General features: G+C 44.8%; 17 protein-coding genes, 5 tRNA genes and 1 other RNA gene. 20 read left to right on the plus strand and 3 right to left on the minus strand.

Annotation, left to right across the window (positions count from 1 at the left end; genetic code table 11):
- Window positions 1–190: 190 nt before the first annotated feature.
- Entirely contained in the window at window positions 191–766 is a 576-nt protein-coding gene (locus tag JW881_04175; protein ID MBN1696693.1) for a rubrerythrin family protein, read from the minus strand.
- A gap of 290 nt (window positions 767–1,056) precedes the next feature.
- Between JW881_04175 and ychF the strand changes: the two genes are divergently transcribed.
- On the plus strand, window positions 1,057–2,142 hold the full coding sequence (gene ychF / locus JW881_04180; GenBank protein ID MBN1696694.1) for a redox-regulated ATPase YchF: 1,086 nt from the start codon (window positions 1,057–1,059) through the stop codon (window positions 2,140–2,142).
- A 39-nt stretch (window positions 2,143–2,181) separates the two neighbouring features.
- A complete protein-coding gene (locus JW881_04185) occupies window positions 2,182–2,637 on the plus strand; it encodes a ferritin family protein (protein ID MBN1696695.1) in 456 nt (151 codons plus the stop codon).
- 24 nt (window positions 2,638–2,661) lie between these two features.
- On the opposite strand, the gene JW881_04190 is transcribed toward JW881_04185, so the two are convergent.
- Window positions 2,662–3,786, minus strand: a complete 1,125-nt coding sequence (locus JW881_04190) for a DUF362 domain-containing protein (GenBank protein MBN1696696.1) — start codon at window positions 3,784–3,786, stop codon at window positions 2,662–2,664.
- 167 nt (window positions 3,787–3,953) lie between these two features.
- Here JW881_04190 and JW881_04195 point away from each other — a divergent pair, with 167 nt between their 5' ends.
- The 18 genes from JW881_04195 to JW881_04280 all read left to right on the plus strand — a co-directional run bounded on the left by JW881_04195 (window position 3,954) and on the right by JW881_04280 (window position 16,394).
- Window positions 3,954–5,102 (plus strand): glycosyltransferase family 4 protein, encoded by a 1,149-nt coding sequence (locus JW881_04195; protein MBN1696697.1) that lies wholly within the window; start codon window positions 3,954–3,956, stop codon window positions 5,100–5,102.
- A gap of 21 nt (window positions 5,103–5,123) precedes the next feature.
- Window positions 5,124–6,209, plus strand: a complete 1,086-nt coding sequence (locus tag JW881_04200; GenBank protein MBN1696698.1) for a radical SAM protein — start codon at window positions 5,124–5,126, stop codon at window positions 6,207–6,209.
- Window positions 6,210–6,230: 21 nt separating this feature from the next.
- A complete protein-coding gene (locus tag JW881_04205; GenBank protein MBN1696699.1) occupies window positions 6,231–7,298 on the plus strand; it encodes a patatin-like phospholipase family protein in 1,068 nt (355 codons plus the stop codon).
- Window positions 7,299–7,488: 190 nt separating this feature from the next.
- A tRNA-Ser gene (locus tag JW881_04210) sits at window positions 7,489–7,608 on the plus strand.
- Window positions 7,609–7,645: 37 nt separating this feature from the next.
- Window positions 7,646–7,732: transfer RNA gene (locus JW881_04215), tRNA-Ser, on the plus strand.
- Window positions 7,733–7,737: 5 nt separating this feature from the next.
- A tRNA-Arg gene (locus tag JW881_04220) sits at window positions 7,738–7,811 on the plus strand.
- Window positions 7,812–7,824: 13 nt separating this feature from the next.
- Window positions 7,825–7,943: transfer RNA gene (locus JW881_04225), tRNA-Ser, on the plus strand.
- Between the two features lie 23 nt (window positions 7,944–7,966).
- A tRNA-Ser gene (locus JW881_04230) sits at window positions 7,967–8,054 on the plus strand.
- Between the two features lie 20 nt (window positions 8,055–8,074).
- An RNA gene (gene ffs, locus JW881_04235) (signal recognition particle sRNA small type) lies at window positions 8,075–8,173 on the plus strand.
- A gap of 108 nt (window positions 8,174–8,281) precedes the next feature.
- Window positions 8,282–9,922 (plus strand): DNA polymerase III subunit gamma/tau, encoded by a 1,641-nt coding sequence (gene dnaX / locus JW881_04240; protein ID MBN1696700.1) that lies wholly within the window; start codon window positions 8,282–8,284, stop codon window positions 9,920–9,922.
- A 1-nt stretch (window position 9,923) separates the two neighbouring features.
- Window positions 9,924–10,247 (plus strand): YbaB/EbfC family nucleoid-associated protein, encoded by a 324-nt coding sequence (locus JW881_04245; GenBank protein MBN1696701.1) that lies wholly within the window; start codon window positions 9,924–9,926, stop codon window positions 10,245–10,247.
- A 2-nt stretch (window positions 10,248–10,249) separates the two neighbouring features.
- Window positions 10,250–10,840: a recombination protein RecR gene (recR, locus tag JW881_04250; GenBank protein MBN1696702.1), complete on the plus strand. Its 591-nt coding sequence runs from the start codon at window positions 10,250–10,252 to the stop codon at window positions 10,838–10,840.
- 225 nt (window positions 10,841–11,065) lie between these two features.
- Window positions 11,066–11,887 (plus strand): tetratricopeptide repeat protein, encoded by an 822-nt coding sequence (locus JW881_04255; protein ID MBN1696703.1) that lies wholly within the window; start codon window positions 11,066–11,068, stop codon window positions 11,885–11,887.
- A gap of 71 nt (window positions 11,888–11,958) precedes the next feature.
- Window positions 11,959–12,933: an SIR2 family protein gene (locus JW881_04260; GenBank protein ID MBN1696704.1), complete on the plus strand. Its 975-nt coding sequence runs from the start codon at window positions 11,959–11,961 to the stop codon at window positions 12,931–12,933.
- A gap of 354 nt (window positions 12,934–13,287) precedes the next feature.
- Window positions 13,288–13,830: a hypothetical protein gene (locus JW881_04265; protein MBN1696705.1), complete on the plus strand. Its 543-nt coding sequence runs from the start codon at window positions 13,288–13,290 to the stop codon at window positions 13,828–13,830.
- Window positions 13,831–14,490: 660 nt separating this feature from the next.
- Window positions 14,491–15,381 carry a hypothetical protein gene (locus tag JW881_04270; protein ID MBN1696706.1) on the plus strand — a complete coding sequence of 297 codons (891 nt, stop codon included), beginning with the start codon at window positions 14,491–14,493 and terminating at the stop codon, window positions 15,379–15,381.
- 3 nt (window positions 15,382–15,384) lie between these two features.
- Window positions 15,385–15,984, plus strand: coding sequence for an RdgB/HAM1 family non-canonical purine NTP pyrophosphatase (gene rdgB, locus JW881_04275; GenBank protein MBN1696707.1), 600 nt, complete (start codon window positions 15,385–15,387; stop codon window positions 15,982–15,984).
- A gap of 152 nt (window positions 15,985–16,136) precedes the next feature.
- Window positions 16,137–16,394, plus strand: coding sequence for a hypothetical protein (locus JW881_04280; GenBank protein MBN1696708.1), 258 nt, complete (start codon window positions 16,137–16,139; stop codon window positions 16,392–16,394).
- A gap of 43 nt (window positions 16,395–16,437) precedes the next feature.
- Here JW881_04280 and JW881_04285 read toward each other — a convergent pair whose 3' ends face one another.
- Window positions 16,438–17,103, minus strand: a complete 666-nt coding sequence (locus JW881_04285; protein ID MBN1696709.1) for a septal ring lytic transglycosylase RlpA family protein — start codon at window positions 17,101–17,103, stop codon at window positions 16,438–16,440.
- Window positions 17,104–17,122: the final 19 nt, after the last annotated feature.

The following is a 17,122-nucleotide window of genomic DNA, read 5'->3' on the forward strand; positions in this document are numbered from 1 at the left end:
ATCTTTTTTATCATTTCCATATCCGAGACCGCTTCAGATAACTTTGTGTAGAATTGTATCCCGTTTTTTTCAATTTGTATCGCAATATCGAATATTTCCTTTATATTGAATATAACGCCCATTTTTTACTCCTTCCTTTTTAATGAAAATACATACGTCCCGGATGTGACTGTCACTCCTTATTTACCGGTTACCAGTTCTCCGCAAGTATTTCAAAATGAGCCTGCGGGTGGGCGCAAGCCGGACAGACCTCGGGGGCCTCTTCACCTTCATGAATATAACCGCAATTTTTGCATCGCCAGACGACCTTTTCATTTTTTCTGAAAACCATCCCCTTTTCAATATTGGCAAGCAAATCGCGATACCGCTTCTCATGCTGTTTTTCCGCGACCGATACCGCCCTGAATACCATGGCTACTTCCTGAAATCCCTCTTCTTCGGCTGTTTTCGCAAAACCAGGATATATGGCGGACCATTCGTGGTATTCCCCGTCTGCCGAGGCTTTCAGATTTTCCGCCGTCGTCATGATTTTTCCTGCAGGGAAAACTGCCCGTATTTCGGCGTCCCCGCCTTCGAGAAATTTATAGAACCTTTTTGCATGTTCTTTTTCCTGGTTCGCGGTCTCCTCAAAGATATCCGCGATCTGAACAAAGCCTTCCTTCCTTGCCTTGCCTGAAAAATAGGAGTAACGGTTTCTTGCCTGTGATTCACCGGTGAACGCGGTGAGAAGGTTTTTTTCTGTCTGTGATCCGTGTATTGAAGCCATTGATCCTCCTTGTTATCCTGTCCTTCTCCATAAAAAGATATTCTGCTCTTATCCTTTTTTATGTTATAGTTGACAAAATATATAAAGTTTAAAGATAAATTTCAAGCATTAAAAAAGTATTAATTTACATTCCTTTCATTATTATTTATACAAAAAAAATAATTATTTTTTAGGTGTTTTTATAAACTTCCCGATATGCAGGGGATTGAATCCGGATGGCAGCCCCCGTTTATCCCCTTGACCATATTCGGTATTTTTGTAACAGTGAAGGTAGTGACAAGGAGGGAGACATGGGATTTGACTGCGGTATCATCGGACTTCCCAATGCCGGAAAATCGACGATATTCAATGCCCTCTCGGAATCGGGTGCCCAGATTGCCAACTACCCCTTCTGTACCATAGAGCCGAACAGGGGAGTGGTCCCTGTTCCCGACAGCCGTCTTTTAAAACTCGGAGAACTCCTCGCAAAAAAGAATCCGATACAGACAAAAATAGAGTTCGTGGATGTGGCCGGTCTGGTCAAGGGCGCTTCAAAGGGAGAAGGGCTCGGCAATAAATTTCTTTCGCATATCAGAAACGTGGATGCCCTGATTCATGTCGTTCGATATTTCCATGACGAAGATGTTTCCCATGTCCTGGGAACTCTCGATCCGATGAGAGATATCGACGTGATCAATACCGAACTCATCCTTTCCGACCTTGATATTCTCGACCGGGCGGAAGACAAGATAAAAAAAGCGGCAAAAAGCGGTGACAAGAGAGGACAAAAGATCCTGGACGCAATCGATGCAATGAAGTCGCATCTGAACGAGGGATATTTGTTGAAAAGCATGGACATGTGCGACGACATGAAACAAACGGCGGGCGAATACGGACTTGTCACGACAAAACCGGTCCTCTACCTCCTCAATACCGATGAAAACGACGAAAACGACGACGCATTATCATCGGTAAAGAAATTTGCGGAAAAAGAGGGGTCCGCCTTTCTTACCCTGAAAGGAAAGGCGGAGGTCGAAATAACCGAACTTCAGGAATCAGAACGCGCAGAATACCGGGAAGCACTGGGCATCGAAGAATCCGGACTGCTTCGGCTTATCGAGGTGTCCTATCGTCTTCTTTCACTCATCACCTTTTATACCATAACGACGGACCTCCAGGCGTGGACCGTGAAAGAGAACACGACCGCCCCCCGCGCTGCCGGAAAGATTCATACCGATTTCGAACACGGCTTTATCAGGGCGGAAGTAATCCACTACAATGATCTTATCAGGGCCGGGTCGGAACATTCGGCACGTGAAATGGGACTTGTCCGGTCCGAGGGCAAGGAGTATACGGTGAGGGACGGCGATGTCATTCACTTTCTCTTTAATGTGTAATGCGATACGAAAACCTGTCAAAAAAGAAAGGAAACGGGTATGCAGACTTTTGAAAACACTGATGCGATTCTTGATTTTGCAATAGCGAGAGAAGAAGAATCACGGCGGTTCTATACCGGTCTTGCCACAAGGATGGAACGGCAGGAGATGAAACGGGTATTCAATGAGTTTGCCGCAGAAGAACTCGGCCACAAAAAGAAAATAGAAGCCGTGAAACGGGGCGATTATATATTCAAGGCAACGAAAAAAATCATGGATATGAAAATCGCAGATTACGTTGTGGCCGAAGACCCCCGGCCGGACATCGATTATCAGGACGCCCTCATCATTGCCATGAAAAAGGAAAAGGCTTCGTTCAGATTATATTCCGATCTGGCCGCATCGACGGACAACCCCGAATTGCAAAAGTTATTCCACACCCTTGCAACCGAAGAAGCCAGGCATAAATTGCGTTTTGAACTCGAATACGACGATACCTATCTCGAGGAAAACTGAGTGTACGTCCGGCGCGATGAACCCTCAATCCGGACTGCTCATTTTTTTAAACAATGTAAAAAGGGGATTTTCTTTTAATTCGATCGCACCTTCCGGGCAGTTTTCATGGCAACAGAAGCAATAGATGCACCTCGAATAATAAAAATCAGGAAACCCGTTCATCGTAATCGCTTTGCCCGGACACGCGGTCGCGCACAAACCGCAACGCTTGCATTTGTCAGCGATTAAAACCGGTTTTGAAAGTGCAAGGCCGGGGAATATTTTATTCAAAACTGATTCAACAAAACTCGACCGGGGAAGTTTGAACGGGATGACCGGCAATGTTGCATTGAGTTCGATATTCCCGTGAAAGAGTCCCCGTTTGATGCCGAGTCCCACCGTGAGGATATCTCCGGGTTCGATACCGATAAGATCGAGCATTGCCATATCAAGGGCGATTGCGTCCCTGCTGACACCGACAATTCCGGCCCTGTTCACCGTCCCGCCCGTTCCCGGTCCGTTCCCGTCGATTCCAATAATTCCATCCATGATATTACATAACAGCTTTGGTCTGATAAAGCCGTAAATATCAAGAAGCCCCTGGGAAAAAGCATCGAGACGCGAGGCGATACGGTGACCGTGCGGTTTCCCCGCTCCCGGGATACATCCGTACAAGTTTTTCACCGCCCCGGAAAACCTCGTGAATGTGTGGGATTTCAATTTCGGAATATTGACAATATAGTCGACTTCGTCAATCAGCGTCGTCAGATTAATTTCCTTAAAGACGACATTATGATCCCGCTTGAAAACCCTGGACCGGTGTTTGTCAAAGGCAATGACCTTAAAATCATATTTCCGGCCAAGTGCCGTCATCCCGCTTTTTTCAAGCGACCGGGATGTGTTTCCGTACTGTCCGTTTCCTGAACTGTCGCCGAGAATGAGTCTGTTTCCCTTTTCCAGTAATATCCTCACGACGGCTTCAACGACAACCGGATGAGTATCGATGTACTGCTCGGGAACGTATGCCCCCAGAACATTCGGTTTCAGTAAAATCGAAGCATTTTCGGGGATGGTGATACGACAATAGGTGAAACTGTCTTTTATTATCTGTTCGACCATTGCCGGATCATAACTATGACAGATCTGAATATATACTCTTTCCTTATTCATCTTTTTTCACTCGTCCGTTTTACTGTAGCAATAATGCCGCGATGATGCAAGCTGAAAACACAAACGCATCGCGTGTGCTTTATCGCGAAGCATAGTAAAAGTCCTCAATCACAGTCCGGTAAACTTGTTGACTGTAAAAATAAAAGTATGGTAGAATACAGCCGCTTATGAGAGTTGCTATAGTTTCGGACGTCATATACGAATATATCTCCGGACTGGCGGTTTTTACAAAACGAATTATTGACGAACTCAAACCCCGTGTGGAAAAGGTCATTGTGATCACGGCCGGCCGGAAACGGAAAATTATCGAACGGGACAATGTCACCATTTATTACCTCAAGGGAATTTCCCTGAAAAAATTCAAGGAGATGTCCATCGGTATTTATCCGTTGACCTGTCTTAAAAAGATCTTCAGGGAGGAAAAGGTCGACATCGTTCATTGCCAGAGTCTTCTGCCGATGGGCGCGGCATCCGTCCTCCAGGCAAAAAAAATGGGGATTCCCGCAATCTTCTCTTCACATATACAATTGGAAAATGTGACAAAAAACCTCAATATAAAATCCTTTCATCTGAAAAGACTTATCAGCATGTACGGACTCTGGATTTATAATAATTGCGACCATATCATCTTTCCGTCGGCTTACGCCCAGGAAGAACTTATCAGCTACGGTATTAAAATAACCAGGAAACAGATGTCGGTCATTTCCAACGGCGTTAATATCAATCAGTTCAGACCGGCGAATCACTCCAAACAGTTGATTCTCTTTGTCGGGCGTGTCATGCCGGAAAAATGCATCGACACATTTATCAGGGCTTCGGCCATTGTCAGGCGAACGTATCCTCAATACAAGTTTGTCATTGCCGGATCAGGGCACATCCTTGACGACTTGAAAAAATTATCCGAAGAAATCAATCCGGATGTCGTGTTCACCGGCAAGGTATCCGAGGAAAAGCTTATCGAACTTTTTCAGACCTGCGAGATGTACGTTCTTCCTTCGGAATCGGAACTTCAGGGAATCACGCTCCTCGAAGCGATGGCATGTGAAAAACCGACGATTGCATCTGATTCAAAATCGAGCGCCGCAAGAGAACTCGCAAACATTGTATTCAAGCACAACGATCATAAAGAACTGGCCGAGCGCATCATCTTTCTCATTGAAAACAAGGATATTGCCAGAAAATACGCAAAAAGAAACAGGGAAATCGTTGAAAAAGAACATGATTATGCAAATGTCACCAACAAGTTTCTCTCGCTTTATGAAACACTCATTACCCGGAACAACAACAATAATAATAAAAAACCGGTGACCGCCTGAAACGCAAAAAAGGGACATACGATGGAAGCGAATAAAAAACGGTTCAAGAAAAAAAATGTTTTCTCCGTGTTGAATCGGGGTATTATGGTCAAATATTTCAAGGTTCCCTGGCCCATGTGGGTCGATTTCAGGATTACCTATCGATGTAATCTCCGCTGCGGTTACTGCGACATGCCGAATATAAAAATGGAAGAAATGACGACGGATGAGGTTAAGCGAGTCATCGATAAAATAAATGCTCCCGGCAGGGTCATTCTGCTTACCGGCGGCGAGCCCCTTGTACGAAAGGATATCGGGGAAGTCGTCAGATATTTTGTCTATCATTCGGATTGCGAGGTACGATTCAATACGAATCTCATTCTCCTCAAAAAACGATATGAAGAAATAAAGGATTGCGACGGTTTCTTTTTTTCACTCGACGGAACAAAGGAAACCCACGAGCGGAACAAGGGTGAGGGGTCATGGAAAGGGGTCGAGGAGGCATTGGACATCCTTCACAGGGACAGGCGGGGAAAAATTTCCATGACGGTCATCACACGTAACACAACCCTCGACGACCTCAAGTTTGTCCTTGACACCTGTTCGAAATACGATATTCTGCCGGCATTTCAGCAGGTCCGTCATTACAAACTGTCGCATCATTCAAAAGAGATGAAACCGGAAACCGACCATACCGTAAACCTATTCGAATATCTTTACGAACAGCGGAAAAGCGGCTTTGTCATGATGAATTCAAAAAAGGGGTTACTTGGTCAGATCAGTCTGGCAAAAGGAACCCTGGACGCGCAATGTTATTCGGGGAAATTATTCTGTTCGATCGATTCGGACGGAATCGTCGGACTTTGCTTTTCCCGGCCTCGACACGCCGATTTTCTCAATCTCAGAAACGACAATGTCGGCTTCAGCGATGCGATCGCCGCTCTCAAGACCGTAAAACCGCATACAATCAGGTGTGCCGACTGTACCTGCATGGCACCTATCGAGTTTTCTCTCTGTAATCTCATAAATTTCGATGTGTTATTCGATACCTATTTATCCGAGAAACGTTACCAGACGCTCGAAGAGAACTATGTCAAACGCCTGAATGAAAGATTCGCCGTTACCTGATATCAATACCGGGAGTAAGTCATGAAAACGAATTTCCCCGTTATAAGGGTTCTTGAAATCGACGGCGGCGGATTACGGGGTGTGATTTCGGCGGTCGCCGCCGCCAAACTGGAATCCGAATTACAAATCAAGAGAAAAAGAAAAATCCACGAGGTATTCGATCTCATTACGGGCACATCGACCGGAGCGATCATCGGCGGCGCCCTCGCCTGCGGGGTTCCGGCTCAAACGATAAAGGAACTTTATATTACCCACGGGGCGCACCTCTTTAGAAAAAGACTGCCGTTCAATCCCGTGGGAATCTTCGGCCCCATTTACAGCAGGGATCATATAAGAGATCAGCTCGACAAAACGGAAACAGACACGGGGAAAACACTCGGTTCCCTCTCGCTGAAAGATGTGAAAACAAAACTGATCCTCACCTCATTCAATCTTTGCTCCGGGAGAACACATTTTATTAAATCATGGAACACCGATCAGAACCATTATCCCCTGGCGGATGTCATCGGCTGGTCGGCACTCTCGGCCGCATGTTATTTCGGAAAGATCGACGTTGACGATTACCAGTGGAATTACCACGATCCAGATTTGACCAAACACCCCCAAAAGGGCGCTTGTTTTCAGGACGGCGGCCAGGGTATCAACAATACCACTATTTTTCAGATCACGACGGAAATTTGCGCATTGGGTGAAAAATTAAAGCTGACCAATCACGAACTCGAACATTGCGCGTATGGCGGAAGCGGCGGGGAAAACCCGTACACGATCATTATTATTTCACTCGGGACGGGTATGGTGAAAAACTTCATCCCTTTTCATAAAGCGAAAAAGATTTCCCATTACCAACAGATGCTTCTTTTCGGGCATCAGGCACGTGAAGAATCGACGAGAAGCCAGGTGCTTGGGGCATCATATACAGGAAGCGTCAACAAGAAAATACGGTTTTATCGATTTGATTGTGCCATCAGAAAAAAGGAGAATAAACTCGACGGGAAAAAATATATCGGGGAATATAAAAAATACGGAGAAGGACTGAATAAAGATATCGAACACACGATTAAAGCCCTTTCAGACGAGGGTCTGTTGTAAACAATTGCCCGGCCTTTTTTCCTACAATATTACAGGTGAGGTTGTTTCGGAATTCCGGGAATGGGGATATAAAAAGGAGTGGGGAGAGATTCTTGTATCCAAAAGATGTTGACAAAAGGCTTTTATTCCGTTAATAGTAAATGACGGAATATATTACACTTTTTCAGAATATTGGTGTATATTTTACGAAGGAGAGGTGTCCGAGCGGTCGAAGGAGGCGGTCTTGAAAACCGTTGCCCAGCGCCGAATGCATTTACTTATAAAAAGTGCATTGGGTGCTGGGCCGGGGGTTCGAATCCCTCCCTCTCCGGAACCAATTTAGCCCGTTAACGTAGTGTATATATCGAGGAGAGGTGCGAGAGCGGCCGAATCGGGCTCCCTGCTAAGGAGTTGTACTCGTGAGGGTACCGTGGGTTCGAATCCCACCCTCTCCGATTTTGTGCCCTTAGCTCAGCTGGATAGAGCATTAGATTGCGGATCTAAAGGCCAGAGGTTCAAATCCTCTAGGGCACGCTTTTATAAAAAAGGAGAGATGCGAGAGCGGTCGAATCGGGCGGACTCGAAATCCGTTGCCCAGCACCGAATGCATTTACACAAAAAAGTGCATTGGGTGCTGGGCCGTGGGTTCGAATCCCACTCTCTCCGTGTGTATTAAGTGGCTTTCTTGTGGAGAGATGACCGAGAGGCCGAAGGTGCACGCTTGGAAAGCGTGTGTATCTTAACCAGGTACCGTGGGTTCGAATCCCACTCTCTCCGTAAGCCCCTTTAGTATACAAAATCAGGCAATACGCTATCTGTCATCGCCCAAATCCGTCAGGACCGGAAGGTAGCAGCGGTAAGTGATCGGCGGATGAGACGTACGATGTCCGATTTTCGCTAAAGGGGTTTCATTTTATAAAAGGATGAACTGTCATACATACCGGCAGCAGTAACGGGACATCGGGGAGCTGCCGGGAGGCTGTCCTTTTTGAGGATTCTTTCAAATGGCATATGAAGTAACCGCGACAAGAAAAAGACCCCGTATATTTGACGAACTTGTCGACCAGGAGTTTGTCGTGTCGACATTGAAAAGTTCGATCAAACAAGGAAGAATCGCGCATGCCTATCTTTTTTCCGGCCCCCGGGGCGTCGGAAAAACATCGGCCGCCCGAATCCTGGCAAAAGCACTCAATTGCGAAAAGGGCCCCACCGATACGCCATGCGGAATATGTTCAAACTGCGAGGAAATATCGGCCGGTAATTCCCTCGATGTCATTGAAATAGACGGCGCTTCGAATACCAGTGTCAACGATGTGCGAGAGATTAAGGATGAGGTCCTTTTTGCACCCAACAGCTGCCGTTTTAAAGTATACATTATCGATGAGGTTCACATGCTTTCGAACAGCGCCTTCAATGCGCTGTTGAAAACAATCGAGGAACCCCCCCCTTATATTGTCTTTATTTTTGCCACGACGGAAATCCATAAGGTGCCCGCGACAATCCGGTCACGCTGCCAGCAATTCAATTTCAAACTTATTTCTTTAGAGGGAATCAAAAAAAGACTGGAACAGGCGGCACAGGAACTTTCGATACAAGCCGAGGATGACGCCCTCCTCTGGATTTCAAAAGAAGCGACGGGTTCTCTCAGGGACGCATATACCCTCTTTGATCAGATCATCTCGTTTTCGGAAGGACATATCACCCTTTCCGGAATACGCGACAAACTCGGGATCGTCGGTTTCGACGAACTCAATGAGGTTCTTTTACTTATGGCAAAAGGAGAAACCGCGAAGGTGCTGGAGTATACGGACGCAATCCTCGAAAAAGGCATTTCTGTGGAACAATTTGTCATCGATCTTTCCGAATACTTCCGCAATCTGCTTTTTCTCAAACACGGGATCAAGAAGGATTCAATCCTCGGGTTTTCCCCGAAACATTTTCCCCTCGAAATCCTCGACGCATTCACCGTCGGGCAGCTCGAGATGGCGATCGAACTGCTTCTCGACCTCTTTCGGACATTCAGATTTTCCCTGAATCAGAAGTTCGAACTCGAACTGGTTATGAGTAAACTTTCGGTACTCAAAAACATGATCGGCAGGAGAGAAATAATTGAAGAAGTTAGAAAGATAAAGGAGGAACTCACCGGAGAGACACTCATCGTCGAAAACACAAAAGACGACTGCAGGGAGAAAGGGGACGATAAGCGTGGTACGGGAGAGGAGAAAACCGGAACAAACACCGTTACCGGTGGAACAAACACCGCTATCGGTGGAACAAACACCGCTATCGGTGGAACAAACACGCCGTATACTCCGGACAATGAAACGAACATTCTGCAGGAATTGATTCAATTCCTCCATTCATCGAAAAAACTCACACTCGCCTCTGCTATGGAAAAGGTACACTCGTGGGAGTGCCGCGGCGATACCCTTATCCTTCTTTTTGATAATCAAAACAAATTTTCCGGAGAGATAATAAAAAAAGACAAACGCATCATCGCTGAAAAACTTTCTTCGCTTCTACGCAAACCTTCGAAACTCACCATACAATATGCGGATACGGAAACGGGTGACCCGCACACAAAAGACGAACGAATCGAAGTCCTCAAACATATTTTCAAGGGCGAGATTGTGAAAGGAGAATAATATGGCAATCAATCCTTTTGATATTATCAAGAATTTCAAAAATATCCAGACTTCTATCAATGACATGCAGGAAAAACTGAAAAGTGTAGTGGTGACCGGTACGGCGGGCGGCGATATGGTAACGATCGAGATGAATTGTTCATTCGAAGTCCTTAATGTCACCATATCAAAGGAAGCCGTTGATCCCGATGATATTCAGATGCTGGAAGACCTTGTTCTTGCCGCATTCACCAACGCCGTCAGCAACGTAAAGGAAAAAATGAAAGAAGAAATGATACCTCTTTCAAACGGCATGAATATCCCCCCCGGATTTATGGGCACATAACCGTGACAATCCTGGAAAGACTCATCAACCGGCTTTCGAAACTTCCCGGTCTTGGACGTAAAAGCGCCTCCCGTATCGCCTTTTATCTGCTCAAGGCGGAAAAAAGCTATGCGGATGCGCTGAGTCATGACATCAGGGAGTTGAAAGAACGGATCAGGCCGTGCAGCCGATGCGGAAATTACACGGAGACCGATCCATGTTCCATTTGTACCGATTCCGGCCGTAATCAATCCGTTATATGTGTCGTCGAACAGGCGAATGACCTTCTGGCTATCGAGTCAATGCATGAATATTCTGGTGTCTATCATGTCCTCGGCGGTGCAATCTCTCCGATTGACGGGATCGGACCGCAGGACCTCACCATCGATAACCTCATGAAGCGTATCGAGGGACAAACGATATCGGAAATCATCATTGCAACGAATCCCACGGTTGAAGGGGAAACAACGGCAATGTATTGTGCGAACCTCCTCAAGGAAAAAGGCATAAAAATCACCAGACCGGCGCTCGGCCTTCCCCTCGGCGGCGATCTCGAATATACGGACAGCATCACCCTCGCACGGGCTTTCAAGGGGAGAAATGAATTCGGATAATCCCGCTCACGTATATCCTGATCTTTAAAATCCCGTACACCCTTCTTGACTATCTCATATGATTATATTATTATTTTTTATAACTCAACGATCCTTATGTGGATGTCGGACAGACAGATAAAAGGGAAAAAAGCAAGAATGCGGGAAGCATACGCAACGTATCGAAAGTGTTGGCGTCGTAAAAAAAATACCTGAAGCGGGTTTTAACATGGGGAACAAGGATAGATGAAACCGAAGATACTGGTAATGGATACATCCACGTCGTTTACAAGCCCATGGAAAAAAGAGTTGGGTGATAAATTCGAGATTACGGAAGTAATCGGGGGGTTCGAAGCGGTCACTAAATTAAAAAAGATTCCGTTTTCCCTCGTCATTGTCAATATTTCCATCAACCATTTGAATGGTGTCGATGCGATAAGAAAAATCCGGGACAAATTCAAAACCATTCCCATCGTCGTCCTCTATGACGCGAAGGATTCCCTCAACCTCAAGCAGACGCGGATGTATGGTATTCAGGAAGCGCTGCCGCTTCCTGCAACGACATACGGACTGCTGGGGAAAATCATGCACCACGTAAAAAAAGAGGACGTCCCGAAAGGCGGGGAACCCACGACCGGCGACCCTGCGGATTCGGGAAAACGGGAAGATTTTGTCGATGTCGAAGCACTTTTCTATGAGGCACTCAGTGCCACGGCGGCGAACCAGATCGAGAAGGCGATCGGCATATATCATTCACTCCTGAATCTTACCAATATTAAACGTGAGCGATGGCTAAAATATATCGAGGAGTCGATGTTTCATCTCGGGCAATGCTACGCCCGGCTCAAGGATTATAAAAATTCGAACAGACACTACCACAATTTTATCACACGTGCGCCATACCATAATTGCGTCAAGGAAGCCCTCCTCTACCTCGGGAAAAACCATGAAGCACTTCATGATTTTGCAAAAGCCTCCTACTACTATAAAAAAGTGATCAATATGAAGCCCTTTGATTCCTTTTCCACACAGGCACGGAAGCAGCTGAAAAAAATAATGAAGGTGTGAAAGCGATACGTATTGCTTATTCGTATTTACCTTGTATTGCTTACTGAAAATTATATCATTATACTGTTTAAATGAAACAGATTGGTGATCCGCTTTTTTTAATTGGGGCCGGATTTAATGTCGATACCGCTTTATGGAATCCGCAAAAAAAACATTCATATCCTCTTGTCAGCGATCTGCTTCGAATTTGTTTTAATAAAAAAGAGTTGCCGGAGGGTAAGTCAATTGAGGATTTGTTCCAGGAATCGATAGCTAATAATGAAACAGGAAAGTTAGAAATACTCTACGACAGAATAATGGAAGCTGATTACTATATTGGCGGTTATTTTACCAATCCCTATAATGATCATTCTAATAAACCCTATCATATGTTTCTGGAAAATTTCCGTGATTCACACTTTCTGACATTTAATTACGATTCGTTATTGGAAATGATGCTTTTTATGCAAAAAAGATGGAAACCCGACGACGGATTCGGTATCGGAGTAATAACAGATCAAAAATATTTAGTAAAGCCTATCGAGCTTCCCGAAAAAACAAGTAATCTCGTTCTTCACCTTCACGGTACACTTTGCGTCTACCAGATCGAGTTCTATCTTGAAAAAGACGAAAAAAATAAAATAGAATGGATCAAACACCCAGAAAAACCTCGATATGCATTCGATCCTGATTCTATCACCGATAGATTTTTCCCTTACAGAAATCTTTCGCAAGGGCCTGCATATATCCATCCACGCGAACGCGTTATTGCTCCGGTGCCTGATAAAGCCAAAGACCGAGATAAAGAATTCATACGTTCAATAGAGGATAAAGCAATCTCCTTGATTGAAAAATGTAATACATTGGTTGCAATAGGATATAGTTTCAGCGAGCATGATTTCAGTTCATATCAAAAACTACTCAATTCGTTTGATAAAACATTAATTATAATCACGCCCGACGCAGATACGATCAAGACTAAATTGCAGAAACATTTCAATTTTAATATCATAACGCTTAATTATACATTCGCCGAGTGGGCTTCACATGGATTTGTGCTTCCATGATTATGATTACATTCATGTTTAATAAGCAGTAAACAGAGGCCGGGGTTCTATATTCAATGTTGCGCCTTATACACATTTTAATAAATTTTTTCTCCTCCCTTGTATTATCAGCGTTTCTTTTATATAGAGAAAACTCAAGTTTTTTATCTTTTTTTGTTAAAAAATCAAAGCAGCGGTCACTTTTTACGCGTTATATAATGTATACCGACAAATAATTGTATTGTCGGTATTTCCGATTGTAATGAGTTTGCCGGTTTCTTTTATTATATCGAATAAGATGTAACAGCCACATGCAGGAAACCGACAAACTCACAACAGAGGAGTATATAAACACTTTTATAAAAGGAGCCTCGTATGACAGCATCCATTTTGCATGAATTTCATCTTATCATGACTGAAATAATGAGAAAAGACCTGCTTGATCTGACAATGTTCGGTTCGAGGCGCTCGTTATCCGGTGTCATAGGTGACATATTGTCCTGTATCGATCCTTTGATTATAAAGGAACACATCTGGGGAAAACAGCGGATGAGCAGGTATCGAGCGGTTTCGGATGATCCCGATGAAATCCGGTTCCACGCGCACGTTTATGTTACAGAAGATGAATACCGGAAGATAAAGCTGCTGCATTCCGATTTAAATTGTTTTAGTATCGCGCAGCTTCTCAGGTGGCTTCTTGAGGTGTTTTTGGCGATGGTTGAGCGATACGGCGATAGAGTAATTGAAGAATTTGAAAAAATATTCAAGCAATGGAGTAGTGAAGAAAAGAAATTACAGCAATCTCCTCGAAGGAAACTACGACAATTGTATAGGATAATTCCACATCTTTCTGGGCGAAATAGATTAGTTTCCTTATATACGAATCAATCTTTGCCGTTTTGGATAATGAGGCTTTAAAAAAAAATTTTTCTAGCCACACTAACTTTACTCATATATACACACTGACCGAAAAAACAGAGTAATATTTGCCTGTACGAATCGAATACAATCATAAACACAGAATAGCAGATACGAGAGACTTTTCTCTTAAATTCCGGAAATCTCACCAACAGTAAGCGTTTACGGTCATGGTGACTATTATATTGATCAAACCGCACATTGAACAGCTAACCCGCTTATCTCACGAACATTTTGATGTTGCGTCCCGCTGACATAATTGTTTTTCATACGGTCTGTTATATTCCTTCATCGGGTTTTGGCGAAAGCATTTTATAATGCTTCTTTCTCACAACACATACTGTTTATAGACATGTAAGACAATTATTTATATTGAAACAAATTAATGGTATTTTTGACTGTATGTGAGAAAACCGCATTAATAAGGTAAAAATGCAAGAGGCTATCATCCCTTTTTGTTTCACTGAAGATGCCGCCACGATAGAATCCCTTCTGCAATCCTGCAGCTCAATGTAAATAAATGTAAAGAAGCCCCCTCTCAATCTCCGTAAAAACTGGCATGCTAATTGCTAAATATAAATAAAAAAGAAAGTACTCCGTCGAAGCCGTTGAAACCGGTTCCCGGCGGCGTTCATGACGCAGATATTTTTGGAGTAATGTATGGGTAACGCGGAAACGGACATGAAAAAACGGATTATGGATTACCGGCAATCGGGAATCGGTTACGATTCGCTGCTGCGGGATCTTTGTCTCGAAGCGTATTCATATCCCAAAAACAAGATGAGGCTGAGCCGGGATGATTGTGCCGATTTTTTCCTTTACGTTTTCCCCAAAATACACTCGATGATAACAACCTACAGGGATCAGGGAAAACCTTTCGAATATTATTTTAATTCGGTTCTTCACTGGAAATTAAAATCCTTTCTGCGTGCGAAACAATCCAGACAAAATGACCCCGATCCCGTGATCGACGATCACCAATGGGGCCAAGAGGCCGGACGTCAATCGTGCAAGACCATTTTATCTCTTTTTACCGAAAATTCACGGATTGCGGGGGTGTTTCATATCGATAAAAACGGCAGAATAAAAAAGAAATCGGCACGGAAACAGATGCTTTTCATCATATTGAAGCACGCAAAGGATATATCCCCCGAAGACGCGGATCACATCGCGCATATTACCGGCTATAACGCCAGATGGATCTTTTGGGCGGCATATACCCTCAACGAATCGCTTACCTCCAATCTCAGACGCCACGCCTTTCTCCGGGAACGCCAAAACAATACCTTTTTCAGGATCAGCTGTCTCGAAGAGCGGCTGCGGTACGAAGTCAACCATGAAAACCGGTTGCGTATAAAACAGAAAGTGGCCGTCCTCAGATTCAGGATGAATAACACGATGAAACGGATGTCCAGAATCCGGCTTTACCCGTCGAACAAGGATATGGCAAAAGTCCTTGGTTTTTCAAAGGGAACGATCGATTCCTCGATTTCTAGTCTGAAAACGAGGCTTAAAAAGCTTTATCATGATAAAAAAATAAAGTATGCTTGACTCATGAAAATCACACTTGCATCAAGAAACAGGGGAAAAGCAAACGAGTTCCGACGGCTTTTCCCCGGACACACGATCATATTGAGCGAGGAAGCCGGGGTCGATTTTTCTTTCAAAGAGGACGGATCGAGTTTTCTGGAAAACGCGACGGGAAAAGCACGCATGCTTTACTCACTTCTGCGACAGCCCGTTATCGCCGACGATTCCGGTCTCTGTGTTACCGCCCTCGACGGAAAACCGGGGGTCCGTTCCGCACGGTTCGGTTTCGATACAAAAGGCCGGCTTCTTACCGACCGTGAAAAAAACGATTATCTTCTTTCCCTCCTCGAAAGCAAAGATAACCGGACGGCGTTCTTTGTCTGCTGTATGGTACTCATGCTCTCACCATACCGGTTGTTTGTTTCCCAGGAAACCTTGAACGGGGAAATCTGCCGGCGACAAACAGGGAAAAACGGATTCGGTTACGATCCCGTCTTTTTCCTTCCGGAAAGAAATAAAACGGTTGCCGAACTCGACGACCGGGAAAAGGACGAACTTTCACACAGGGGGAAAGCGGCGCGTCATATGCTTACTGTCATCGATTCGATGGAAAAATCGTTGTAGAAAAGGGAACGGGCCCGCGGCCGCCCGGAATACGACAAAACCATAATGAATATCGTGTTTCCCATAAGTCTAATAAGGAAAAAAATCTTGACAAACCATAAGGCGGTAAACTATAACAAAAGTATATGGTATAAGCAAGAGGAGGAGAAGCAATGGAGTTGTCGTGGCCGTTCTTTATGGGTATCGGTATATTTATTATTACCACACTTGTCGGACTTCTCACCTGGTCCTCGTCCGATATTCCCCTGGCAATAAGGGAAATCGCCATCAATTCCCGAAAGGAACGGGTGAGGGGACCTTTCTACGTATCACTCAAGATCAAGAGTATCAGTATCAAAATATTCGCCGCACTTATATGGATATGCGGATTTCTTTTGGCATTCTGGGTTGTTTATAATAAAGCCATATAGCCCGTCATTCTCTCAAAAGACAATCGATCTCCAGGAAGCCTCGTCAATAGAGCTTTTTCTTCCTCACAAGCACATCGGTAAACCCGAGTTCATCGAGCACACCGATCGTTTGTTTTATCGAGTGTTCATCGATATTCCCGACCAGCACGCGATAATAAGACCCGGCTGCATGGACTATGCCGGCGGCCAACCCCTTTTCCTCCAGCAGCGTCTTTACCGTCCGGGCATTTTCTTCTTTTGAAAATGAACCGACCTGGATCTCATAGCGTTCCGTTCGCTCCTTTTCAGCGACTTTTTTGACGGCGACCTTTACCACCCCGGCCCCGAGCATATCGATTTCCTCTGCGGCGGCACGGGAAAGGTCGATAATTCTTCCTTTGACAAACGGACCCCGGTCGTTTATTTTCACGACGATACTTTTCCCGTTCATGAGGTTCATCACCCGGACATATGTTCCGAACGGAAGGCTTTTATGGGCGGCGGTAAGCTTGTTCATGTCATAGGTTTCACCGCTGGCCGTCAGCCGGCCGTGAAATTTGTTGCCGTACCAGGACGCATACCCTGTTTCTTCTGCATAACAGCAAATCGAAACAATGAGGAATATTAAAGGAAAGGCAAGCTTCATCACCTTAGTTATCGACAAATCGGGATAAAAAATTAAAATCGGGACGACCGCGATTCCATGCCCCCTTGAAAGATTGTATGCCATCCGATATACTTGTGCCCCT

This window comes from Spirochaetales bacterium (genome assembly GCA_016930085.1).
Classification (GTDB): domain Bacteria; phylum Spirochaetota; class Spirochaetia; order SZUA-6; family JAFGRV01; genus JAFGHO01.

Coding starts and splice junctions, on each gene's coding strand:
- JW881_04175 (MBN1696693.1), bottom strand. CDS start 766: ATGGCTTCAATACACGGATCACAGACAGAAAAAAACCTTCTCACCGCG.
- ychF (MBN1696694.1), top strand. CDS start 1,057: ATGGGATTTGACTGCGGTATCATCGGACTTCCCAATGCCGGAAAATCG.
- JW881_04185 (MBN1696695.1), top strand. CDS start 2,182: ATGCAGACTTTTGAAAACACTGATGCGATTCTTGATTTTGCAATAGCG.
- JW881_04190 (MBN1696696.1), bottom strand. CDS start 3,786: ATGAATAAGGAAAGAGTATATATTCAGATCTGTCATAGTTATGATCCG.
- JW881_04195 (MBN1696697.1), top strand. CDS start 3,954: ATGAGAGTTGCTATAGTTTCGGACGTCATATACGAATATATCTCCGGA.
- JW881_04200 (MBN1696698.1), top strand. CDS start 5,124: ATGGAAGCGAATAAAAAACGGTTCAAGAAAAAAAATGTTTTCTCCGTG.
- JW881_04205 (MBN1696699.1), top strand. CDS start 6,231: ATGAAAACGAATTTCCCCGTTATAAGGGTTCTTGAAATCGACGGCGGC.
- dnaX (MBN1696700.1), top strand. CDS start 8,282: ATGGCATATGAAGTAACCGCGACAAGAAAAAGACCCCGTATATTTGAC.
- JW881_04245 (MBN1696701.1), top strand. CDS start 9,924: ATGGCAATCAATCCTTTTGATATTATCAAGAATTTCAAAAATATCCAG.
- JW881_04255 (MBN1696703.1), top strand. CDS start 11,066: ATGAAACCGAAGATACTGGTAATGGATACATCCACGTCGTTTACAAGC.
- JW881_04260 (MBN1696704.1), top strand. CDS start 11,959: ATGAAACAGATTGGTGATCCGCTTTTTTTAATTGGGGCCGGATTTAAT.
- JW881_04265 (MBN1696705.1), top strand. CDS start 13,288: ATGACAGCATCCATTTTGCATGAATTTCATCTTATCATGACTGAAATA.
- JW881_04270 (MBN1696706.1), top strand. CDS start 14,491: ATGGGTAACGCGGAAACGGACATGAAAAAACGGATTATGGATTACCGG.
- rdgB (MBN1696707.1), top strand. CDS start 15,385: ATGAAAATCACACTTGCATCAAGAAACAGGGGAAAAGCAAACGAGTTC.
- JW881_04280 (MBN1696708.1), top strand. CDS start 16,137: ATGGAGTTGTCGTGGCCGTTCTTTATGGGTATCGGTATATTTATTATT.
- JW881_04285 (MBN1696709.1), bottom strand. CDS start 17,103: ATGGCATACAATCTTTCAAGGGGGCATGGAATCGCGGTCGTCCCGATT.